Genomic DNA, 21376 nt, shown 5'->3' with positions numbered 1-21376 from the left:
GAGGAGATTGCGTTGTCTGCTGATGTTATGCCTATAACAGAAAATAAAAAAACCAAGGTAAAACCTGTTGAAACACCTTGGAAGTCAACTTGGCGTCGTTTCACACGAAATCGGCTTGCGGTATTTGGATTTATCATGTTAGTCTTCATGTTTTTACTTTGTTTCATAGGGCCCTTATTGTCACCACATAATCTATTTGATTACAGTTTGAAACATAAGAATTTGAGTCCTAATGGAACATACTGGTTAGGAACGGATAAGCTAGGTCGCGATATTTTGCTTCGTATGATGTTGGCTGGTCGAATCTCTCTATTAGTTGGCCTTGTTGCTACCTTTATAACAGTTATAATCGGTGCAACATTGGGTGCATTAGCTGGATTTTATGGTAAGTTTATTGATACGATTGTTATGCGTGTAGCTGACGTTTTTATGGCTCTTCCATCACTACCAATTCTTATCATTCTTGGAGCAGTTTTATCTGATCTAAAAGTTGCTCCTTCACAAAGAATATATTTCCTAATGGTCATTATTGGTGTTCTTAACTGGACAACCCTGGCACGGCTTGTACGGGGACAAATTCTAACGCTTCGTGAACAAGAGTTTATGCAGGCGACTGAAGCGCTAGGCTTAAAGGATAGACGTAAAATATTTAAGCATTTGCTCCCGAACACAGTTCCTGTCATTATCGTTGCAGCAACGCTTAGTGTTGCAAGTGCAATTTTATCAGAGTCAGCACTTAGTTTCTTAGGTATTGGTGTCGTTCCACCTACTCCATCTTGGGGTAACATGATCTCAGCGGCGAACAACTTGATTGATTTTCGCAAAAGACCATGGCTATGGATTCCACCAGGGACGTGTATTCTGATCACAGCGGTAGCCATTAACTTGATTGGTGATGGACTTCGTGATGCCATGGATCCTAAATCAAAAAAATAATTTGTGTAATAAAAGTATAGGTGATAGATGTAAGCAGTGAGAACTGCTTCCTTGAACAACATCGATTCTCGTAAAAAGAGATCGATATCTTCAAGATGGGAGATGCAATATGGCAAAAGATTTAGTAGAATTCCGTAATTTAGAAACACACTTTCAAACATCAGCAGGTACGGTTAAGGCTGTAGATAATGTTAGTTTTACTATTCGTGAAGGCGAAACGTTATGTGTTGTAGGTGAGTCTGGTTGCGGTAAGAGCGTGACAGCGATGTCACTTATGCGGTTGGTTGAAGCACCACATGGAAAAATTGTCGGGGGCGAAATTGTATTTGAAGGTCGAGATCTTCTTAAATTAAATAAAAGAGAAATGTCTAGAATTCGTGGTAATGAGATATCCGTTATTTTTCAAGAACCGATGTCATCATTAAATCCCGTACTTTCCATTGGACATCAAATTAGTGAACCCTTAATGTTGCATATGCTATTAGATCGTAAAGCTGCCAAGAAACGGGCAATTGAATTAATTACGCTCGTAGGTATTCCACGTGCGGAGAAAATATTTGATTCCTATCCACACGAGTTAAGTGGTGGAATGCGTCAGCGGATAATGATAGCCATTGCTCTAAGCTGTGATCCTAAATTGCTTATTGCAGATGAGCCGACGACCGCACTCGATGTAACGATTCAGGCGCAGATTCTAGATTTGATGAGAGACATTAAAGATAAGCTCAATACTTCTATTATGTTAATTACACATGACTTAGGTGTAGTAGCTGAGATGGCTGATTATGTTGTTGTTATGTATGCAGGTAAGGTGATTGAAGAAGCACCGGTCTTGGAGCTCTTCCGAGATCCACAGCATCCATATACCAAAGGCTTGCTCAAAGCCAAGCCTATTATTAATCAGAGGCAAGAGCGTCTTTATTCTATACCTGGTCAAGTTCCGAATCCTATTGATCTTGGAGATAACTGCCACTTTCACGATCGTTGTGAATTTTGCATGGATATTTGTAAGGTGAAGCAACCACCATTTAGAGCACACGATAATGAGAACCATAAATCAGCCTGCTGGTTATATGAAGAAGAGAGGGAAGTACTTTGAGTGAAGTCTTAATGCAAGTAGACAATCTGAAGAAATACTTCCCCGTAACTGGTGGGATCCTTCAACGTACAGTAGGCCATGTTAAGGCAGTTGATGATGTTTCTTTTCGTATTCATAAAGGTGAATCATTTGGCTTAGTAGGGGAATCTGGTTGTGGAAAGAGTACAATTGGAAGAACCATTCTTCGATTGAACGAAAAGACGGATGGTACGGTCCTATTTCAAGGCCAAGACCTGTATAAGTTGCCTAAAGAGGAACTGCGTCGTTTACGTCCGAAGCTTCAAATTGTATTTCAAGATCCTTTCAGTTCATTGAATCCTCGGATTAAGGTCGGACATGCAATTGGAGAAGCTCTCTATGATCATGGAGTTACCAATCCTAAGGAAGTACGGGAACGCGTAATGGAGACTATGGCTATCTGTGGTCTTGCTAGTTATCAATATGATCGCTTTCCTCATGAGTTCTCTGGTGGACAGAGACAACGTATTGGGATTGCACGCGCATTGATCATGAATCCGGAATTTATTGTAGCAGATGAGCCAGTATCTGCACTAGATGTTTCTATCCAAGCTCAGATTATTAACCTGCTAAGTGACTTGCAACGTGAAAAGCAACTAACGTACTTGTTCATTTCCCATGATTTAAGTGTGGTAGAGCATTTATGTGACCGAGTAGGGGTTATGTATCTTGGTGCTATGGTAGAGATGTGTAGTAAGGAAGAGTTATTCCGTAATCCACTACACCCTTATACTAAGGCATTGATGTCTGCTATACCCATTCCTGATCCGACGTTGAAGAGAGAGCGAATCGTTCTTCAAGGGGATATACCGAGTCCGGCAAATCCACCATCTGGGTGTAAGTTCCATACACGGTGTCCTATAGCTTCAGATATTTGTAAGCAACAAGTGCCGGAGTATCGTGATGTAGGTAGTCTAGGTAACGAACATCTAGTTGCTTGTCACTTTGTTTAAAAGATAGTGCTTTGAATAACTCAATATAATCTTTATATAGAAATAAACCGTTAGGATGTATGATCCTAGCGGTTTTTTCGTGAAGGTGAGGTATAAAGGAGGTAGTATATGTATAACATTAAAGAAAAATAAAAAGACGATCTTCAATTTACGAATAAATTGAGATCGTCTTTCTATGATACCAATATGAACTACTATTCAGTAGTATATGGCAACAATGCGATTTGACGTGAGCGTTTGATAGCTATAGTCAAAGCACGTTGATATTTTGCACTAGTACCTGTTACACGACGTGGCAAAATCTTTCCACGTTCGCTAACAAATTTCTTGAGCAAGTCAGTATCTTTATAGTCAATATGAGTAATTTTGTTGGCAGTAAAGAAACATACTTTTTTACGTTTATTACGTCCACCACGGCGTGCCGGTCTCTTATCGTTATCGGCGCCTTCTCTTGGTTTAAAAGCCATGCTAGTCAGTCCTTTCCGTTGTTAAAATGGCAAATCATCATCCGAGATATCTATCGGTTTTCCGTCATCGGAAAAAGGATCCTGATTGTTGTTTTTATTGCGAGAGGATTGATTTCCACGTCCTTCGCCTCCATAAGAAGGTTCTTCACGCGTAGCACTGCTATTTCCACCATTTCCGCTTTCGCTTTTTGATGATTCCAAGAATCGAACATTATCGGCAATAACTTCAGTAACGTATACACGTTTTCCTTCGTTATTCTCGTAATTACGAACTTGAATGCGTCCTTCAACTGCTGTTAAGCGGCCTTTACGCAAATAGTTGGCGCAAGTCTCTGCAAGTTGTCTCCAGGTAACGATCGGAATGAAATCCGCTTCGCGCTCCCCGCCTTGAGCCGTAAACGGACGGTCTACAGCGAGCGTAAATTGCGTTACTGCAACACCCGAAGGTGTGTACCGCAATTCAGGATCCTTAGTCAATCGGCCGATCAGTATGACACGATTCAACAATTTAAGTCCCCTCCCTCAAGCGTTTTAACTACAAAACCGAAATGAATTAAGCTACGTCATTCGTAATGAGATAACGAATTACTTCGTCAGAAATCTTCATTAGACGCTCAAGTTCGTTAATTACTTCTGGTGTACCGTTGAAGTTAACTAGAACGAAAGTACCGTCATTGAATTTCTTGATCTCATACGCAAGACGGCGTTTACCCATTACGTCATGCTTTGTAATTTCTCCACCGTTGGAGATGATGCCTTGGAATTTTTCGACTGTAGCTTGAACTAGATCCTGTTCAATGTCTGGACGAATAATGTACATCACTTCATATTTGCGCATATTTTTTCACCTCCTTATGGACTCACGGCCCCTGATCTTACTCAGGAGCAAGGAACGAGTTTAAACTCGCACTACATTACTATAACAAATTGCCAAGTCATATGCAAGACTGCTTGGCTCCTTACTTCCAATAGATGGACACATGATTCTCTTCAGCTGGTACACACTAAGGATGAACTTCATTTTTTTAAGGGGGATATTCAGATGGGCGAAAAGCAAGAATTCAGACCAGGTGATAAAGCACCTAATAACGGCCATTACATGGAGTTTGGTGAGATTGGGTTAGACACCCCAATTCTTGACCCTAAGCACGTGAAATTACACAAAGGTGAGCGATTCCCTGAAACATCTAATCAGAATCGGATATGGAAAAAGAAAAACAAAGAAAAGTCACATTAATTTTTAGAGAATGTATAGAGACCGCTCATGTGGATCATACTATTTTCAAGCGGTACAGGAGAGAGGTGTGGTTCCGTTGGACTTCACAGTCAGTAGATATGACGTCCTTCCCTTTAGAGGGTGGTAGTCATTCTGCGAGAAATAGGCTTGGGTTATCGTAAAACATAACTTTTGTTAGTTTCTTAACAGCTCACCGGAAATCTAATGGCAACACAGCGAAAGTAACCTTTTATTGTGAATGTATAAGAGTTCCAAATCGACATGTACCGCTGTCAAGAAGGATCCGATAGGGTCCTTCTTTGGCTTGTCCTACTACTATATAGCTGAAATTAGATGTCATTAAATTAACCTCAAATAAAACACCTTCATTAATAGCTAGTCCTCGGTATAAGTCTGTGTTCTATTCAATAAAGTATTATATGTTAATTAATCCCTGAATGTACGCTCATTTAATAATTTGCGTCAATCATGAAACAAAAAAACCTCCCATATTCATAGGAGGTTTAAATTAGCTTGGTTATGTATTATAGGGTAATAATGATGGCGGAAAGAGTGGGAGTCGAACCCACGCACGCCTTGCGACGCCTAACTGATTTCGAGTCAGCCCCCTTGGACCACTTGGGTACCTTTCCACAGCAAAAGTAATTCTATCATAGCCATAGTAAGTTCGCAAGAGATACGCTTATTTTATGTGGTTATATGTTAAAAATTGTGCAGTAAAACAAGGGTTGTAAGCATTTATCAGTTTCTTTTTATCCGCTTAGCGTTTACAATAGTTTGGTATGACTATGGTCATATATCTGCTTCAATGACGTATTTATCTGTTTAATACTGAAAGGAGGCTGGGTCAGGTACGTCTTCGTAGTCCATTTTCACATTTACGCTATTTATTTATATTCCACATATAGAAGAGGAACTCCAATCATGGAAAAGAGAACAAAAAAGTATGTCATAGCAGCTGTAATGCTGTTGTTGATTGCTGGTGGAGCCTTTACTTTTCGTAAATCGCTCGCTGTGCTTGCGTTTGACATATTTCTTTCAGATCAAATAGAAGATACACTTCAAGCAAAGTCATATAAGCCCTTAGAAGGCGATACAATGACACCTAAAGCTGAACCTATTGCAGTTCAAACCAAGCCACTTTCCGTCTTACTATTAGGAACTGATCAGCGTGGAACTGAACCAGCGCGTTCGGATACGATGATTTATTCGGTGATCAGACCTAAAGAGTCGAAGATATTGTTAGTTTCCATTCCAAGAGATACTTATACAGAAATCATAGGTAAAGATAAGAAGGATAAAATTAACCATGCTTTTGCTTTTGGTGGACAACAGATGGCTAAAGATACGATGGAAGCCTTCCTTGATCACACGTTAGATTATTATACTACGATTAATTTCGAGGGATTAAGAGATGCTGTTGATGCGCTTGGAGGCGTTGAACTTCCGATTCAGAAGGATATCGTCAATAAAGGTGCGGATCACGAGAAATTCACGATCAAAGCCAATCAACCTATTTACGGGGGTACGGATGCTTTAAACTATGTACGTTATCGTGAGGACAATGATTTTAACCGGACTAAGAGACAACAAGTATTTATAGATCAAGTAGCTAAGAAAATGATGAATCTTAACCAAGTCACTAAGATTCCACAATTACTAGATATTATGGGCACTAATCTTCAAACGAATATGCAACCAAAGTTCATTATTGATCTGGGTAAACAGTTACTTACTGGAAGGGAAGTTGAGATCACAAGTTATACAGTAATGGGAGAGAGTACACGAATGCACGGGATCTCTTATGATTTAGCAGATGAAGAAGATTTGGAATTTGCTCAAGACTTAATTGATAATTGGATGAGTAGCTCTACACCAGCAAATGAGTTACTGATGCCAGAGGATCAGAAAGAAGCAGAGTAGTTAGCTAAACCAGCAGCCCAGCCGAGTAGGGCTGCTGGTTTAACTTTTAAATGGAACATTTATAGGCTGTAAACGTAAGAAGGAAGAGAACTTGTATTAAGATCTAGGAGGAATAGAATGATATGAATATTGCATTTTTTCTGCTTCCCAAACAAGAAGTGGTTTGTTTAACCCTTGAATCGACACTAAGGCAGACCTTGGAACGAATGGAATATCATCGATATACGTCTGTACCTTTGTTAGATAATAATGGACAGTATGCAGGCACAATCACAGAAGGTGACTTGTTGTGGTATATGAAGAACTCTGAAGGAAAAGTTACATTTGAGAACGCTTCGAAGTTTCTGATTAAGGATATTCCTATAAAGACAAGTAATAAGCCGGTATCCATCGAGGCCGATATGGAGGATTTAATTAACCTAGCCAAAGTACAGAACTTTGTCCCTGTAGTAGACGATATGAACCGATTCATTGGGATTGTACGTAGAAGTCAGATCATTGAATATTGCGAGAAATTTGTATCTAGGGAATCCATGGATTCTCGCTAAAATGAACTTCGCGAGTTGCTCCAATCTTCCCGGCGAGACAATGTGTAGGTAATCTCTTTTTATGATATAATCGAGAATAAAGCTTTTTCAGGGAGGTTAATGTGTCCAACATGCCAAAGGATTTGGATGTAGCCAAACGCGCTAAAGTGATTGAATGGCTAAAGACAGAGGTTGTAGACCATGTATCTCGATTATTTAAGGCACTATGGGAAGGAAGTACGGCTCGGGTAAGTGACAGCATAGCTAGCTTGATTATGAGCTCGTATATTCTGGGTAGAAGGCTTGGTGTGTCTTATCGGGAGATCGATGAGCTATTGATTGACAAACTTAAGAAGCATAAGCAAGAAGGACATCAATTGGAAGATTGGTATCAAGATATATCAACACTTGAAGAACATTTGCGTAAGAGGTGAACTGACTTGAAATCGCGCTCCATGGCTATATTATGGACGGGGATATATTTACTCCTTATCCTATCGTTGCTGACCAGCTTCTCGATTATCACCGTATTTTTATTAATTGTACCGGTGATTGTACTGTTTAACATATTAAGTACGAGAAAGTTTTTTATTCATGTCATCATTGTGTGGTTGATCGCATGTTTAATTCATCCCATTTATTTAATGTTGGCTGTATATTTCGCTATTCCAGGAATACTAATGGGAATATGTTATAAAAAACATGCCTCCGCTTTACGTACTTTATTAGTCGGAGCCGCTACAATTTTGACTGAAATGTTAGTACTCCTCCTTATTGGTACATTACTGTTCCAATTCGACTTGTCTGTGTATGTTCAAGATATGGTGAATGTGACGATGAAGCCACTTCAAGATATGATATCGAATAGCTCAGTTTCCACAGATTTTGTGATGACAAAAGAATATATGGATAGTCTAATGGATATGACAGTGCAGAAGATTCCTTTTGCCTTAATTCTTAGTTCTTTCATAGTTGCGTTTATCACACACAGCATCGCCCGGCCGATATTAAGCAGCATGGGTTTTACTGTAATAAAATTAAAACCTGCAAGAGAATGGAAGTTTCCTCGATCGCTGGTATGGTACTATTTGCTCGGTTTTCTGATTCAGATTATTGCGGTAAACTCAGATAGTGGTTACTTAACAATGATCTCGGCTAATTTAGTTCCTTCACTGAATATATTGTTTGGTATTCAAGCCATCGGATTTTTCTTTTTTCTTGCATATCACCGTAAATGGCACCCGGTTTTCCCATGTATAATAGCTATTCCTGTGATTTTGTTTCCCCCGATGGCTATTATCGGTATTCTAGATATTGCCTTTCCACTGCGTCAGATGATGACCAAATCAAAATGATAGGATGAGAAGTCATGCCTAAATTTCTACAGAAACGCTGGCACGGCTACCATAGCGTCTGGGCGTTCATGCTTCTACTTCTGCTTGTCATCTTTGTATCCTGGTATAATTGGCCACTCGGCATATTCTGTCTTTGCATTGTATCTGTTCTTAGCTACCTAACGTTAAAGACTGAAATGACGTTTCGTAAAGATTTACTTGAATATATCAATGGGCTTTCATTCCGTATTAAGCGGGTGGAAGGTGAAGCGATGAGTATGCTTCCTTTTGGTATTATACTGTACAGCGAGGAGCGTACTGTCGAGTGGAATAATCATTACGTTAGCGAATTGTGCAGACGTAAGTCACTGATTGGGTTTTCCTTGCAAGAAGTCTTTCCGCAGTTACCTTCATCTTTTGGTACCGATAAGAAAGAAGGCAACAAGGATTATCCTCATAAAGAACAACAATTGGAAATACAATACGAAGATCGATTTTATCAACTTGTTGTCATTCCAGATGAGCGACTTATTTATATGCATGACATTTCAGAATTGGTAGTACTTAGAACGCGATATGCGAATGAGAAGTTAGCCTTAGGAATTATCAATTTGGACAATCTTGATGAAGCATCGCAAGGAATGGACGATCAACAACGTACGGCGCTTATTGCGAAGGTAGCAAATGAAATAACGTCTTGGGCTAAAACATATAGAGTTTATCTGCGACGTCTTTCTTCGGATCGTTATCTTATGATGCTGAGTTATAAATCGCTGCAAGAATTAGAGAAAAGCCGCTTCGTTATTTTGGACGAGGTGAGAGAAATGACTGCCGATTTGAAAGTGCCTATGACACTTAGTATAGGTCTTGCCTTTGGACCTGAGGATATCTCTGAATTGGGTGAACTTGCTCAATCAAGTCTTGATATGGCTCTAGGACGTGGAGGCGATCAGGCGGCTGTGAAGGCGGGACAACGACTGTCCTTTTATGGTGGCAAATCAAATGCTGTAGAGAAAAGGACACGTGTTCGAGCTAGAGTTATTGCTCATGCTCTTCGTGACCTCATGCAAGAAAGCGATAAAGTACTAATCATGGGACACAAAATGCCCGATATGGATGTTATAGGTGCTTCTATTGGCGTACTAAAAGCAGCACAAATGTATAATGTTGATGCGTATATCGTGTTATCGGGAAGTAATCCATCGATTGAGCGTATGCTTGTACAGGTGGAGAAAGATGAGAAATTATCAGAACGTTTTGTAACTCCAGAACAGGCTTTGCAGATGCTCACGGAACACAGCCTATTGGTTGTGGTAGACACACACAAGGCATCCATGACGATGGAGCCACGATTAGTGCATAATGCATCACGAATTGTGGTGGTAGATCATCACCGTCGGAGTGAAGAGTTCATAAATGACGCTGTGCTTGTATATATGGAACCGTATGCCTCATCCGCTTGTGAGTTAGTGACGGAGTTGCTTCAATATATCCATGAAAAAACACAACTTAATCCATTAGAAGCCACCATGCTACTAGCTGGAATTATCGTAGACACCAAGCATTTTGCACTTCATACAGGTTCACGGACCTTTGAAGCTGCTGGATTCCTACGCCGAAGTGGGGCAGATACCGTGATGATCCAACGAATGTTGAAAGAGGATCTTCAAGAGTATTTGGCTAAGGCTGAGATTATTAAAAAGGTAAAAATGATTCATAATCATATCGCACTAGCGGCGACCGAATCAGGTGTGGTCATTCCACAATTGCTGATAGCACAGGTGGCGGATACGCTTTTGACAATGACAGATGTAGTAGCTTCCTTCGTCATTAGTGAACGACCGGATGGTATGATTGGCATAAGTGCTCGTTCACTAGGTAGAATGAATGTGCAAGTCGTTATGGAGATGTTAGGCGGAGGAGGCCATTTGACCAACGCTGCTGTACAACTCAAAGGCACAGTCGGTGAAGCTGAAGCACAATTACTAGAAGTGTTAACGCAAATTGAGGAGAAAGAGGGTCTATTTGAATGAAAGTTATATTTGTAAAAGATATTAAGGGTCAGGCGAAAAAGGGAGACGTTAAGGAAGTTTCAGAAGGGTATGCAGCGAATTTCCTATTTCCTCGTGGATTGGCACGTGCAGCAACAGATGGCAACATGAAGACGCTTGAGAATCAAACGTCAGCAGAACAAAAACGTAAACAACAAGAGAAAGATGAAGCAGCAGCTCTTGGTAAGAAACTTGAAGAGATGATCGTTGAACTTGCAGCCAAAGCAGGGGAAGGCGGACGTCTGTTTGGAGCCATTACTAGTAAACAAATCGCAGAGGCACTTGCGGCTAAAGGCGTAAAAATAGACAAACGTAAGATAGAGTTAAATGAACCCATTCGCCACTTGGGTGTTACCCAAGTTCCAGTGAAGCTACACCCTGAAGTGAAAGCAACACTCAAGGTTCAAGTAGCGGAGGGTTAAGATGGGCGGAGAGCTCTTTTTCGATCGAATTCCTCCTCAGAATCTAGAAGCAGAGCAAGCTGTTATAGGTGCCATATTATTACAAGATGAAGCTATCATTACCGTGATGGAACGTGTCCACACGGAAGATTTCTATGATAAACCTCATCAATTAATTTTTGAAGCCATGTTACAGCTAGGTGAAAGTAATCAACCGATTGATCTGATTACATTGACTTCTTTGTTGCAAGATCGTGGACAGTTAGAGGAAATCGGCGGTGTGAGCTATCTGGCGAAGTTGGCTCATGCTGTTCCTACCGCGGCGAACGTAGATTATTACGCGCAGATCATTGAAGAGAAATCCATGTTACGCCGACTAATCCGAACAGCTACGCAAATTGTCAGTGAAGGCTACACGGGTGGCGAAGATGTCTCTGGCATGCTCGGCGATGCAGAGCGTAAAATCTTGGAGATTTCTAATCGGCGTAGCGGAAGCGGGTTTGTCTTAATTCGTGATGTATTGATGGAAGTATTCGATCGAGTAGAAATGTTGCATGAGAACAAAGGTGGAACATCAGGAATTCCAACGGGATTCGTTGATCTAGATAAGATGACGAACGGATTTCAGCGTAATGACCTCATTATCGTTGCAGCCAGACCATCTGTAGGTAAAACGGCATTTGCTCTGAATATTGCTCAGAATGTTGCGGTTCGCGCTAAAGAGACCGTAGCTATATTTAGCCTGGAAATGTCAGCACCACAGCTTGTGCAACGTATGATCTGTGCTGAGGCTAATCTGGATGCGAATGTGATGCGTACAGGCGACTTCAAAGATGATGATTGGGCGAAGTTAACGATGGGGATATCGTCCCTATCTGAAGCTGAAATCTATATTGATGATACACCCGGCGTCACCGTAGCAGACATTCGAGCTAAGTGTCGACGATTGAAGAAAGAGAAGGGTCTTGGAATGATCGTTATTGATTACCTTCAACTCATTCATGGACGAGGAAAAGCTGGCGAGAACCGTCAGCAGGAAGTATCCGAAATTTCTCGTACATTGAAGCAGATTGCTCGTGAGCTTGAAGTACCTGTAGTAGCCCTGTCACAGTTAAGCCGTGGTGTCGAGCAAAGACAAGATAAACGCCCCATGATGAGTGACTTGCGTGAATCGGGATCGATTGAGCAAGATGCGGATATTGTTTCTTTCTTGTATCGTGATGATTACTATAATGCGGATACGGAAAAAAAGAACATTATCGAAATTATTATCGCTAAGCAACGTAACGGTCCAGTGGGTACAGTAGAACTCGTATTTCTTAAAAACTTCAATAAGTTTGTCAATTATGAGCGAGCACATTCAGACTCATTTGCAGGATAATGTCGATATGAAGACATTAGCTTATCCATAAGGCATCTATTTCCGAACGATCCAACTTAGACAAGTCGGATTGTTCGTTTTTTATTTGACTTTAAAAATGGGGGCTGTTACACTATTATTGCTGCTTATGCAGTGAATGGTTTGCATGTAAAGTTCATATGCTAAGCTCAAAGTAATAAGAAATAATACGAGGTGTGACAGCACCAAAAGGGGAATGAATATGTCAACAGTAGTCGTTGTGGGAACACAATGGGGAGACGAAGGCAAAGGCAAAATCACGGATTTTCTGGCAGAGAGCGCAGATGTAGTAGCTCGATATCAGGGCGGGAACAATGCCGGCCATACCATTCTGATTGACGATAAAAAATATAAGTTGAGTCTAATTCCATCAGGCGTATTTTATGAAGATAAAATTTGCGTTATTGGTAACGGAATGGTTATTAATCCAGCGGCTCTTATTCAAGAGATCACATACATTCACGATAATGGATTTACTACAAACAACTTGGTAATTAGTGACCGTGCACATGTCATTATGCCTTATCATATGGTTCTAGATGCATTAGAAGAAGATCGTAAAGGTGCTAATAAGATCGGTACAACACGTAAAGGGATCGGCCCTTGTTATATGGATAAAGCTGCACGTAATGGTATTCGTATCTCGGATTTGCTTGATCCAGAAGAATTTGAATTAAGACTTCGTCATATGATGATCGAGAAGAACCATGTTCTTGAACAGGTGTATGGTGCAGAACCACTTGATGTGGAGGAAGTCTTGAAACAGTATCTAGAATATGCAGAATTTATTCGACCTTATGTAACGGATACTTCCGTTATCCTAAATGATGCGATTGATGAGAACCGCAAAGTATTATTTGAAGGTGCTCAAGGCGTCATGCTAGATATAGATCAAGGAACTTATCCTTACGTAACTTCTTCTAATCCCTCCGCAGGTGGGGTGTGTATTGGATCTGGTGTGGGTCCTTCTAAGATTAAACAAGTTATTGGGGTAGCTAAATCCTATACAACTCGTGTAGGAGACGGTCCTTTCCCTACGGAATTAAACAATGAAATCGGAGATATTATTCGTGAAACAGGCCATGAGTATGGAACAGTTACGGGCCGTGCACGTCGTGTAGGTTGGTTCGATAGTGTGGTTGTACGTCACGCACGTCGCGTAAGTGGATTAACGGGATTATCTTTGAATTCACTTGATGTACTGTCTGGACTTGAGACTGTTAAGATCTGTACAGGATATAAATATCGTGGAGAAGTGATTACTACTTATCCTGCAAGCTTGAAGATGCTTGCAGAATGTGAAGCAGTATATGAAGAATTGCCGGGTTGGAGCGAAGATATTACAGGTGCTAAGACACTCGAAGATCTTCCAGAGAACACACGTAATTATGTAACTCGTGTCTCTGAACTTACTGGAATTCCAATTGCGATCTTCTCCGTAGGACGTAATCGTGATCAGACGAACCAAGTTATTAAGATTTACGAATAGGATATCTGTTATGAGATTAGGAAGATAAGAATATATGAGCCTGTCTGTCACAACTGTGGCTAGACAGGCTTTTTTTATATGATTATTACGAATTACGTAGGTTAAACCTCCTCCTTCTGGTCAATACTGCCAAAGAGAGTAACGTTGAAGATATCGGATCAGGGGATGTATAGGAGGACTTTATTATGAAATTTATGGGTTGGTTGTGTAAGATGGTGCTAGTTGTTCTAATGGTCAGTTCATTGACGGTGTTCACGACAGGAATGGTTGTAAATGCCTATATTAAGTCTATATTAAATAGTTTTAATATACAGCTTGAGGGACAACCCTTTGCTTGGGGAAGTATGCTTCAAGGAATGATGGGGGGCAACAACTCTTCATCTACCGAGGAAAGAGATAGTAAAAAACCAGTAATAGAAGATAAGGAACCTGTAGTGGGAACTTCAAGCATAACGAAAGACTTAGATTCATCTAAACGGGATGAGGTTAAAGGGAATGGTGAGAGCTCCCCAGGATCGGTCAAGGAGGATTCACCAGTTGTGGATGAAGAAGTTCCTGAGGATGCATTATCCGTGATGGGTGGGATTGATTCAGAGGCTTTTGGGATGGGACAACAAGATCAACAGGTTGTTGTTACACCTGATGATGTTGCACGTAAAAAGGATGACTTACCTGCTAGTGAAAAGGAAGAGGTATTTAACATACTAATGACTAAGCTACCTCAAGATAAAATACAAGAAATAACGGTAGCTATGGAGAATGGCCTAACAGAACAGGAACTTAAACAAGTGGAAGATATTATTTCAAAGTATCTGAGTAAAGACGAATATAGTAAGTTAATGACGTTACTTAAATCCTAAAATCATTTAAAAATCACTGAATTGTCATAAGTTAATGTTTCATGTAAATATAGGAAAAGGATAGGAAACTCGCTAAATTAGCGGGTTTTTTCGTGTTTGGCGAAAGTTGAATTATTTATAAACCTTATGTTAAAGTATACAAAGAACTCAAAAAGTTAAAATTTTGAAACCTTTTAGAGTGATTTATTTACATACCCGTACTTATAATTGCATGAATGGGGTACTATAACGTTTGGACATAATATTGGCTTAATAAGTTAGACAGTACTTACGAATCTAAATCTGTCAAATATATAGACCTGGTTATAAAGGAGAAAAAGCATGAAGGGTTTCAATAACATACGTTGGGTAGGAAAGATGTGGGACAAGATCTATACCGGCATCCAACCGATCCATAAACAAAATGAAAACAGCATGAAATCACCGGACATGATTGGGCAAAAACCAAAATTAATTAAAAATAAATGGATGGTAATAACGGCATCGAGTGTTGTCATTATAGTAGGACTTGTATTTGCAGGTAAGCAGTATGTCAATGCTAACCAGGTTTCGTATTATAATGTGTTTGTTCAGGGTCAGATGATTGGTAATGTACAGGAACCAACTCAGATTGAGCAATTATTTAGCCAAAAGCGGCAGGAGTATAAGGATAAATATCCAGGTATAGAAATGATCCTACAGACCAAAGGCATCACAACCGAAGTTGATAAATCCTATAAAGCAGAAGTCGATAGTGAAGCCACGCTCGGGAAGCTAGATGGTATGTTGACTGCCTATGCCAAAGGTGTAGAGCTCAAAATTGGCGGTAAGGTTATAGCGATTGTAAAGGATCAAGAAACAGTTGATAGTATATTAGAGAAAGTGAAATCAAGGTATTTACCAGCTGAAGAAGTGAAGCAACTAAAAATAAAAAACATGAGTGCTTCTGTGACTGCATCTACAATTAGTACGGGGTCTGCGCCAGACTCAACTGTGAAATCTATAAAAATAGCCGAAAAAGTAGATGTTGCGTCAGTTAACACCGACCCTAATAAGGTGCTTAGCGCTGAGGAAGTAACGGTACTTCTCACGAATAGTGAAGATGCTCCTATCGTTTACACAATAGCGGAAGGTGATACGCTTAGTTCTATTGTTAAGAGATATGGGATTACGGAAAAGCAGATCTATCTAAACAACCCTGGTATTGAAGAGAAATATCTTAAAATCGGAGATAAGTTAAAGTTAACGGTGCCTAAACTTCCAGTTACAGTTACAACGGTAGAACAAATTTCTGAAGAGATTGTAACGGCTCCAGCTATAGAAATTAGAAAAACGACAGAACTTGCTGCAGGTAAATCAAAAGTGGTTCGTCCTGGACAAGAAGGACTTAAAGTCATGCAGTACTTAGTAACCAAGGAAAATGGCCAAGCGATTGATGAACAATGGATTGGTCAAAAAGTGGTGAAATCTTCTGTAACAGAAGTTGTACTCCAAGGAACGAAGATTGCAGGGCAAGGATCAGGACAATTCGCTTGGCCTGTGAAAGGCGCACGGATATCTAGCACGTATGGTTCACGTTGGGGCAAACAACATCAAGGACTTGATATGGTGTCTAGTAACCGTACCATTATGGCGGCGGATGAAGGGACAGTTACTTTTACTGGAACGATAAGTGGTTATGGTAATGCTGTCATTGTGAATCATAGTAATGGCTATACTACGTTATATGGTCACATGAGTAGTATTTCTGTTACTCAGGGCCAGACCGTATCAAAAGGTAGTAGTCTTGGCGTGATGGGTAATACGGGACGTTCTACAGGTACGCATTTACATTTTGAGATTAAGAAGAATAATGTGGCCCAGAACCCTATGAAATACTTAAATTAACACAAGATATGATTAAAGCATGATGAAAGAAGAGCATGACCCTATGATTAGTACTACGGGGGTGCTCTTTTTGCCGTTTATTAGATACTTATGAGGATGTTACAGGCTATCAGGTGTGGTAAAATAGGAGCAGGAATAACAACTAATGTCTTGAAATATAAGGTGGGATACATTCATGCAAGGAACGATTCTAGTAGTAGATGATGAACAACCCATTGCTGATATATTGAAATTTAACTTAGAAAAAGAAGGATACGATGTGATCTGTGCGCCGGATGGGATTACAGCTGTTGAGTTAGCCATTTCAGAAAAGCCAGATCTCATGTTACTTGACCTGATGTTGCCTGGTAAGGACGGGATGGATGTATGCCGAGATATTCGTGCAGCACAATTGTTCTTCCCTATTATTATGCTTACAGCAAAGGATGGAGAAATCGATAAGGTACTCGGATTAGAGTTGGGTGCAGATGATTATGTAACTAAGCCATTTAGTACACGTGAACTGCTAGCCCGCGTCAAGGCACATATGCGGAGACTCACCAAAACAGTCGCGCCCTCAGAAGAAACCGTGGGTGAAGAGAAACAAGGGATACAACTCTTTGAATTGTTTATTGATACAGATATGTATCTGGTATTTAAGAGTGGAGAACCGCTTGATCTGACCCATCGAGAGTATGAGTTGTTAGTCTACCTTGTGAAACATGCGGGTAAAGTGATGACACGCGAACATTTGCTACAAGCGGTATGGGGATTTGAATATTTCGGCGATGTACGTACTGTGGATGTTACGATCCGCCGATTACGTGAGAAAATTGAGGAGAACCCTAGCAAGCCAGAATATATTCTTACCCGCAGGGGGCTTGGGTATGTTATGCGAAGCCTTAAAAACGGGGGGCTCTGATGAAGTTAGCTTCTTTTTTTCGTACTATTCAAGCAAAACTTATTATTGTATATATGCTGCTGATTCTCATTGCGATGCAATTGATAGGTGTCTATTTCGTGAGCGCAATGAAAAATTCACTAACGAGCAATTTCACTAATGATCTGAAAGAACAAGCGGAGTTACTCTCTGTGATGGCAGCTGAGAAATTGGGCAGTGACGGTGAAGCGGGGAAGAACTCTGTTGAGAGCTTGGGCATTATCGTCAATAACCTATTCAATCTCAGCGGTGTAGAGATTCAAGTCCTTGATGTCAGTGGTAAGGTATTGATTACTTCCTTATCAACCCATGAAGACTACGTAGGACGTAAGAATACGCAGACCGTTGTTAGCCGTGCTCTTCAGGGCATTAGCGATAATGAAGAATATATGATTGATGAAGACAATGAGCGCAAGCGGGTGGTTGCCAAGCCTGTTATTTATAACAGTAAAATTGTCGGTGCGATCTATATTGTAGCCTCTATGAATGAACTGCACGATACAATGGGCCGTGTGAACAATATTTTTATATCCGGCATGTTGATTGCACTAGGTTTGACAGCGATCGTGGGTGTTATTCTAGCACATACTATTACTCAGCCAATTAAAGAAATGACACGCCATGCTACAGCAGTAGCAGAGGGGAACTTCGATCAGAAGATGCCAGTGTTTGGCGATGATGAAATCGGGAAATTGAGTGAAGCTTTTAACTATATGACGAGTCGTCTCCGAAATGCTCTCTTACAGAATGAAGAGGAGAAGGAGAAATTAGCCTCAATCCTTACGAATATGAGTGATGGTGTGATTGCGACGGATGAAGCGGGACATGTCATTCTCATGAATAGACGAGCTGCTGCGATGTTGGGCTTGGATGAAGAAGACTTAGATCAGCGCGACATTACTGAACTACTTGGCTTTAATGCTGAGCAGACGCGTTTTTTTACAGAGGGGGCTATTAATACAGCTCTTATGGAGATCAGCCCAGAGGATATGGCAATGTCCTTTAAAGTAAAGGTAACTTTCACACCTATTCACCGTCGGGAATTCGGTATTACTGGTACGATAGCCGTACTACAGGATGTAACGGAACAGGAGAAGTTGGAAGCTTCACGCCGTGAATTTGTAGCTAACGTATCTCATGAGTTACGTACCCCGTTAACGACAATTAAGAGCTATACAGAAGCGCTAGATGATGGGGCACTTGAAGATACGCAATTAGCACCTCGTTTTATTGGGGTCATTCAGAATGAGACGGAACGTATGATTCGCCTAGTAACAGATCTTCTGCACTTATCAAGGCTGGATAATAAAGAAGCCTCCCTTCGAAAAGAACCAACGGAAGTATTGGAAATGTTGGAGGATGTAAAAGATCGGTTTTCTTTTCAAATGCAGCAAAAGAGTATTGAATCCGAGGTGAGGGTGGAAGAAGGCATAGGCAGCGTATGGTTTGATCGTGATCAGATTGACCAAGTGTTAGATAATCTTGTATCTAATTCGCTCAAATATACTCCTGAGGGTGGCGTGGTCACGCTCGAAGCTAAGCTTACAGAAGATTCAAGGCTTTCAATCTCTGTACAAGATACGGGAATTGGTATTCCTAAGAAGGATCTGGAGCATATATTTGACCGCTTCTATCGAGTGGACAAGGCTCGCTCACGTAATATGGGAGGAACGGGTCTAGGTCTTTCCATTGCCCGGGAAATTGTTAGCGCTCATGGGGGAGTCATGATACTCCAATCTGAATTAGGTCAAGGAACGAAGGTCAGCTTCACGCTTCCTTTGGTTGATGATGGAGGTGTGACGACATGAAGGAGAAGTTGAAGTCAATCCTACTTGTCTTATTAGTTGTGAGTAGCCTCGTGGAGAGTTATTATCTCATGTATCGCCTTCCAGGTAGTGACTCTGTCATTAAGTCGGCCACGAAGTATATTAAGACGGATAATATGGGGCCTGAGACGAATGTTGAGAACCTTATTTATCCGGACAAAATGGTTATTCATATGGGTGACGATAATCATACTGTTTTCTATCCTAATTCAACGTTCTACAACTTGATCTTCTCCTTGCTTGAAGGGCGAAGTTTCGATAGTTTCCAACGGCTTTCTTTACAGGATGTAGACGTGGATGAAATACGTTCTAAGAACTCGGGTATTGAGCTGACCTTTGGATCAGGTGTACCTGTGACACTATTGCAGCGTGTGATGCAGATTCAGCCGGATTCGTTATTTCAAGCAGAGCAGATTGATCGGATCTGGATATATAACGTCAATAATGAATCGAAAGCACATGCTTTGTTCTTTAGTACAGAGGGTGGAGTGGTATATGAGGCAGGTAAAGCTGACCTTACCGTGCAGGATGTACAGCAACATGTTGATTTCGGTCTAACGTGGACCCCTTATACAGCGAGGGAGGGTTCCTATTATATTCCGGATACATCGATAGAGATGGTTGAATCCACATTAGGCATGGATGTGTATACAGCAGAACAAATGCAACGAAGTTTATTTTTTGATTCAAGTATTACCCGTAACATTAGGGAAAAGGATGGCTCTGAAATCTATACAGATAGTAAGCGTAGCTTGCAAGTAAGACAAGAACAGAAATGGATCAGTTACACCGACCCAGCAGCTATGCCTGAGGGAGAGAGTAATATCGATAAAGAAGTTCTAGCAGCGGTTGATTTCGTGAATAAACATGGTGGTTGGAATGGTGACTATCGCTTAAGTCTAGCTGGAGGTGGGATAGATAAGAATAAGGTGATTTTTCAACAGTACTTCGGCACCTATCCTATTCTAGATACTTCTCAATTCCACTATGGTACGATTAACCTTGATTTGCACCAAGGGACGGTATCTGCTTATGAACGATCTCTTATCTATATGAAACCTGAAGAACAAAACAAGCAAATGAAGTTGTTACCGGGTGGAGATGAGTTAATAGCGAAGTTGAAAAACGTAAGTGAACAATCAGCTATAGCGGACCTTTATCCTGCTTACAAGCCAACGCTCACGAAGGAAGGGTTACATTTAACCGCTGTATGGGCAGTTAAGCTTCGTAGCGGTGTTGTGATTACCATTGAATAAAGATATGAATTTGGAACCTATTTAGAAAAATAATTGTTGGCGCTAAGGGGGGGACATGGATGGATTGGGGACGAGCCAAAAATGTATTGATCTACGCATTCTTGTTGCTGAATTTCTTGTTAGGCTATCAGTTATGGAACGATGTGAGAGAACAAACCATTACGAATCTGGATTATACTTCACTAGATGAGAATACACAAAAAATCATGCAGGAGAAGAATATTCAGTTGTTATGCCTTATACCTGCTGGAAATCCGGTTCTCCCTAAGATCACCTATCATTTCATAAGTAGGCTAAATACAAACCCAGTCGAGCTTAAGGAACCTCTAGATAGTAAGCTTGTCTTTATGGGTAACGAGCTGGCGACAGCAATTGAAGGTCAGATTCCTCAATTCAGAAACTATCGCTATGACCCTATGGAAAGTGAAGATGGGACATTTGTGTTTCACCCTGTAGTCGATGGGGAATGGCCACTTTTCAATGATCAAGTGAAGCTCAAGCTGTTGTACCACGAGCAAAAAATCACTTCCTATCAACTGTCGGATACGGAGATTATACCCTCCAACGAAGAAGAGCAGCAGAAAGTGTTGCATGCGTCAGATGCATTAGCAAAGCTAATTAATAATAACTATATTCCGCCGAATTCAACGGTGAAAGATATTCAACTCGGGTATTATGGAGAGATGTTTAACTCCGAGAATCAAGTAGCAGCACCTGCATGGCGGTTCACATTAGAGAATGAAGTCTACTATGTGCAGGGCATCAGTGGGGACGTTATTAGTTCCAAAACAGATAAAACAAAGGAGTAGGACAAT

At 40.7% G+C, this 21376-nt stretch carries 21 protein-coding genes and 1 tRNA gene; 18 read left to right on the top strand and 4 right to left on the bottom strand.

Annotation, left to right across the window (positions count from 1 at the left end; translation table 11 throughout):
* Positions 1-12 precede the first annotated feature (12 nt).
* The 3 genes from opp4C (at position 13) to AC1D69_RS13210 (ending at position 3006) form a co-directional block, all read left to right on the top strand.
* Complete coding sequence (gene opp4C, locus AC1D69_RS13220) at positions 13-936, top strand: oligopeptide ABC transporter permease (protein ID WP_495456617.1); 924 nt, start codon at positions 13-15, stop codon at positions 934-936.
* Between the two features lie 109 nt (positions 937-1045).
* A complete protein-coding gene (locus AC1D69_RS13215) occupies positions 1046-2035 on the top strand; it encodes an ABC transporter ATP-binding protein (RefSeq protein WP_495456616.1) in 990 nt (329 codons plus the stop codon).
* On the top strand, positions 2032-3006 hold the full coding sequence (locus AC1D69_RS13210; protein ID WP_495456615.1) for an ABC transporter ATP-binding protein: 975 nt from the start codon (positions 2032-2034) through the stop codon (positions 3004-3006). Before AC1D69_RS13215 ends, AC1D69_RS13210 begins: the two co-directional genes overlap by 4 nt.
* Positions 3007-3200: 194 nt before the next feature.
* On the opposite strand, the gene rpsR is transcribed toward AC1D69_RS13210, so the two are convergent.
* The 3 genes from rpsR to rpsF are packed head-to-tail and all read right to left on the bottom strand — an operon-like array spanning position 3201 to position 4311.
* A complete protein-coding gene (gene rpsR, locus AC1D69_RS13205; RefSeq protein WP_495456614.1) occupies positions 3201-3473 on the bottom strand; it encodes a 30S ribosomal protein S18 in 273 nt (90 codons plus the stop codon).
* A gap of 21 nt (positions 3474-3494) precedes the next feature.
* The gene (gene ssb, locus AC1D69_RS13200; RefSeq protein ID WP_495456613.1) at positions 3495-3980 is read right to left on the bottom strand and encodes a single-stranded DNA-binding protein; all 486 of its coding nucleotides are present in this window, start codon (positions 3978-3980) and stop codon (positions 3495-3497) included.
* 46 nt (positions 3981-4026) lie between these two features.
* Positions 4027-4311, bottom strand: coding sequence for a 30S ribosomal protein S6 (gene rpsF / locus AC1D69_RS13195; RefSeq protein ID WP_495456612.1), 285 nt, complete (start codon positions 4309-4311; stop codon positions 4027-4029).
* Positions 4312-4515: 204 nt separating this feature from the next.
* Between rpsF and AC1D69_RS13190 the strand changes: the two genes are divergently transcribed.
* Positions 4516-4710, top strand: coding sequence for a YjzC family protein (locus tag AC1D69_RS13190; protein ID WP_495456611.1), 195 nt, complete (start codon positions 4516-4518; stop codon positions 4708-4710).
* Between the two features lie 541 nt (positions 4711-5251).
* On the opposite strand, the gene AC1D69_RS13185 is transcribed toward AC1D69_RS13190, so the two are convergent.
* Positions 5252-5342: transfer RNA gene (locus AC1D69_RS13185), tRNA-Ser, on the bottom strand.
* A 292-nt stretch (positions 5343-5634) separates the two neighbouring features.
* On the opposite strand from AC1D69_RS13185, the gene AC1D69_RS13180 reads away from it, so the two are divergent.
* The 14 genes from AC1D69_RS13180 to yycI all read left to right on the top strand — a co-directional run bounded on the left by AC1D69_RS13180 (position 5635) and on the right by yycI (position 21370).
* Complete coding sequence (locus tag AC1D69_RS13180) at positions 5635-6633, top strand: LCP family protein (RefSeq protein WP_495456610.1); 999 nt, start codon at positions 5635-5637, stop codon at positions 6631-6633.
* 122 nt (positions 6634-6755) lie between these two features.
* The gene (locus tag AC1D69_RS13175; RefSeq protein WP_495456609.1) at positions 6756-7181 is read left to right on the top strand and encodes a CBS domain-containing protein; all 426 of its coding nucleotides are present in this window, start codon (positions 6756-6758) and stop codon (positions 7179-7181) included.
* Between the two features lie 110 nt (positions 7182-7291).
* Complete coding sequence (locus tag AC1D69_RS13170; RefSeq protein ID WP_495456657.1) at positions 7292-7594, top strand: MazG-like family protein; 303 nt, start codon at positions 7292-7294, stop codon at positions 7592-7594.
* A gap of 21 nt (positions 7595-7615) precedes the next feature.
* Positions 7616-8515 carry a DUF2232 domain-containing protein gene (locus AC1D69_RS13165; protein ID WP_495456608.1) on the top strand — a complete coding sequence of 300 codons (900 nt, stop codon included), beginning with the start codon at positions 7616-7618 and terminating at the stop codon, positions 8513-8515.
* A 14-nt stretch (positions 8516-8529) separates the two neighbouring features.
* Positions 8530-10527: a DHH family phosphoesterase gene (locus AC1D69_RS13160; protein ID WP_495456607.1), complete on the top strand. Its 1998-nt coding sequence runs from the start codon at positions 8530-8532 to the stop codon at positions 10525-10527.
* Positions 10524-10967 carry a 50S ribosomal protein L9 gene (rplI, locus tag AC1D69_RS13155; protein WP_495456606.1) on the top strand — a complete coding sequence of 148 codons (444 nt, stop codon included), beginning with the start codon at positions 10524-10526 and terminating at the stop codon, positions 10965-10967. The genes AC1D69_RS13160 and rplI overlap by 4 nt, the downstream gene beginning before the upstream one ends.
* Before the next feature lies 1 nt (position 10968).
* Positions 10969-12327, top strand: a complete 1359-nt coding sequence (gene dnaB / locus AC1D69_RS13150) for a replicative DNA helicase (RefSeq protein ID WP_495456605.1) — start codon at positions 10969-10971, stop codon at positions 12325-12327.
* Between the two features lie 220 nt (positions 12328-12547).
* The gene (locus AC1D69_RS13145; protein ID WP_495456604.1) at positions 12548-13834 is read left to right on the top strand and encodes an adenylosuccinate synthase; all 1287 of its coding nucleotides are present in this window, start codon (positions 12548-12550) and stop codon (positions 13832-13834) included.
* Positions 13835-14019: 185 nt separating this feature from the next.
* A complete protein-coding gene (locus AC1D69_RS13140) occupies positions 14020-14694 on the top strand; it encodes a hypothetical protein (protein ID WP_495456603.1) in 675 nt (224 codons plus the stop codon).
* A gap of 321 nt (positions 14695-15015) precedes the next feature.
* Positions 15016-16560, top strand: coding sequence for a peptidoglycan DD-metalloendopeptidase family protein (locus AC1D69_RS13135; protein WP_495456602.1), 1545 nt, complete (start codon positions 15016-15018; stop codon positions 16558-16560).
* A 175-nt stretch (positions 16561-16735) separates the two neighbouring features.
* On the top strand, positions 16736-17461 hold the full coding sequence (gene yycF, locus AC1D69_RS13130) for a response regulator YycF (RefSeq protein WP_495456601.1): 726 nt from the start codon (positions 16736-16738) through the stop codon (positions 17459-17461).
* Positions 17461-19287, top strand: coding sequence for a cell wall metabolism sensor histidine kinase WalK (gene walK / locus AC1D69_RS13125; protein WP_495456600.1), 1827 nt, complete (start codon positions 17461-17463; stop codon positions 19285-19287). Before yycF ends, walK begins: the two co-directional genes overlap by 1 nt.
* Entirely contained in the window at positions 19284-20561 is a 1278-nt protein-coding gene (locus AC1D69_RS13120; RefSeq protein WP_495456599.1) for a YycH family regulatory protein, read from the top strand. The genes walK and AC1D69_RS13120 overlap by 4 nt, the downstream gene beginning before the upstream one ends.
* Positions 20562-20620: 59 nt before the next feature.
* Positions 20621-21370: a two-component system regulatory protein YycI gene (yycI, locus tag AC1D69_RS13115; protein ID WP_495456598.1), complete on the top strand. Its 750-nt coding sequence runs from the start codon at positions 20621-20623 to the stop codon at positions 21368-21370.
* Positions 21371-21376 lie beyond the last annotated feature (6 nt).

The sequence above is a fragment of the Paenibacillus sp. Y301 genome (assembly GCF_059445505.1).
Note: the sequence above shows the minus strand (reverse complement) of the source record. Positions and strands in the feature narration are given on the sequence as shown.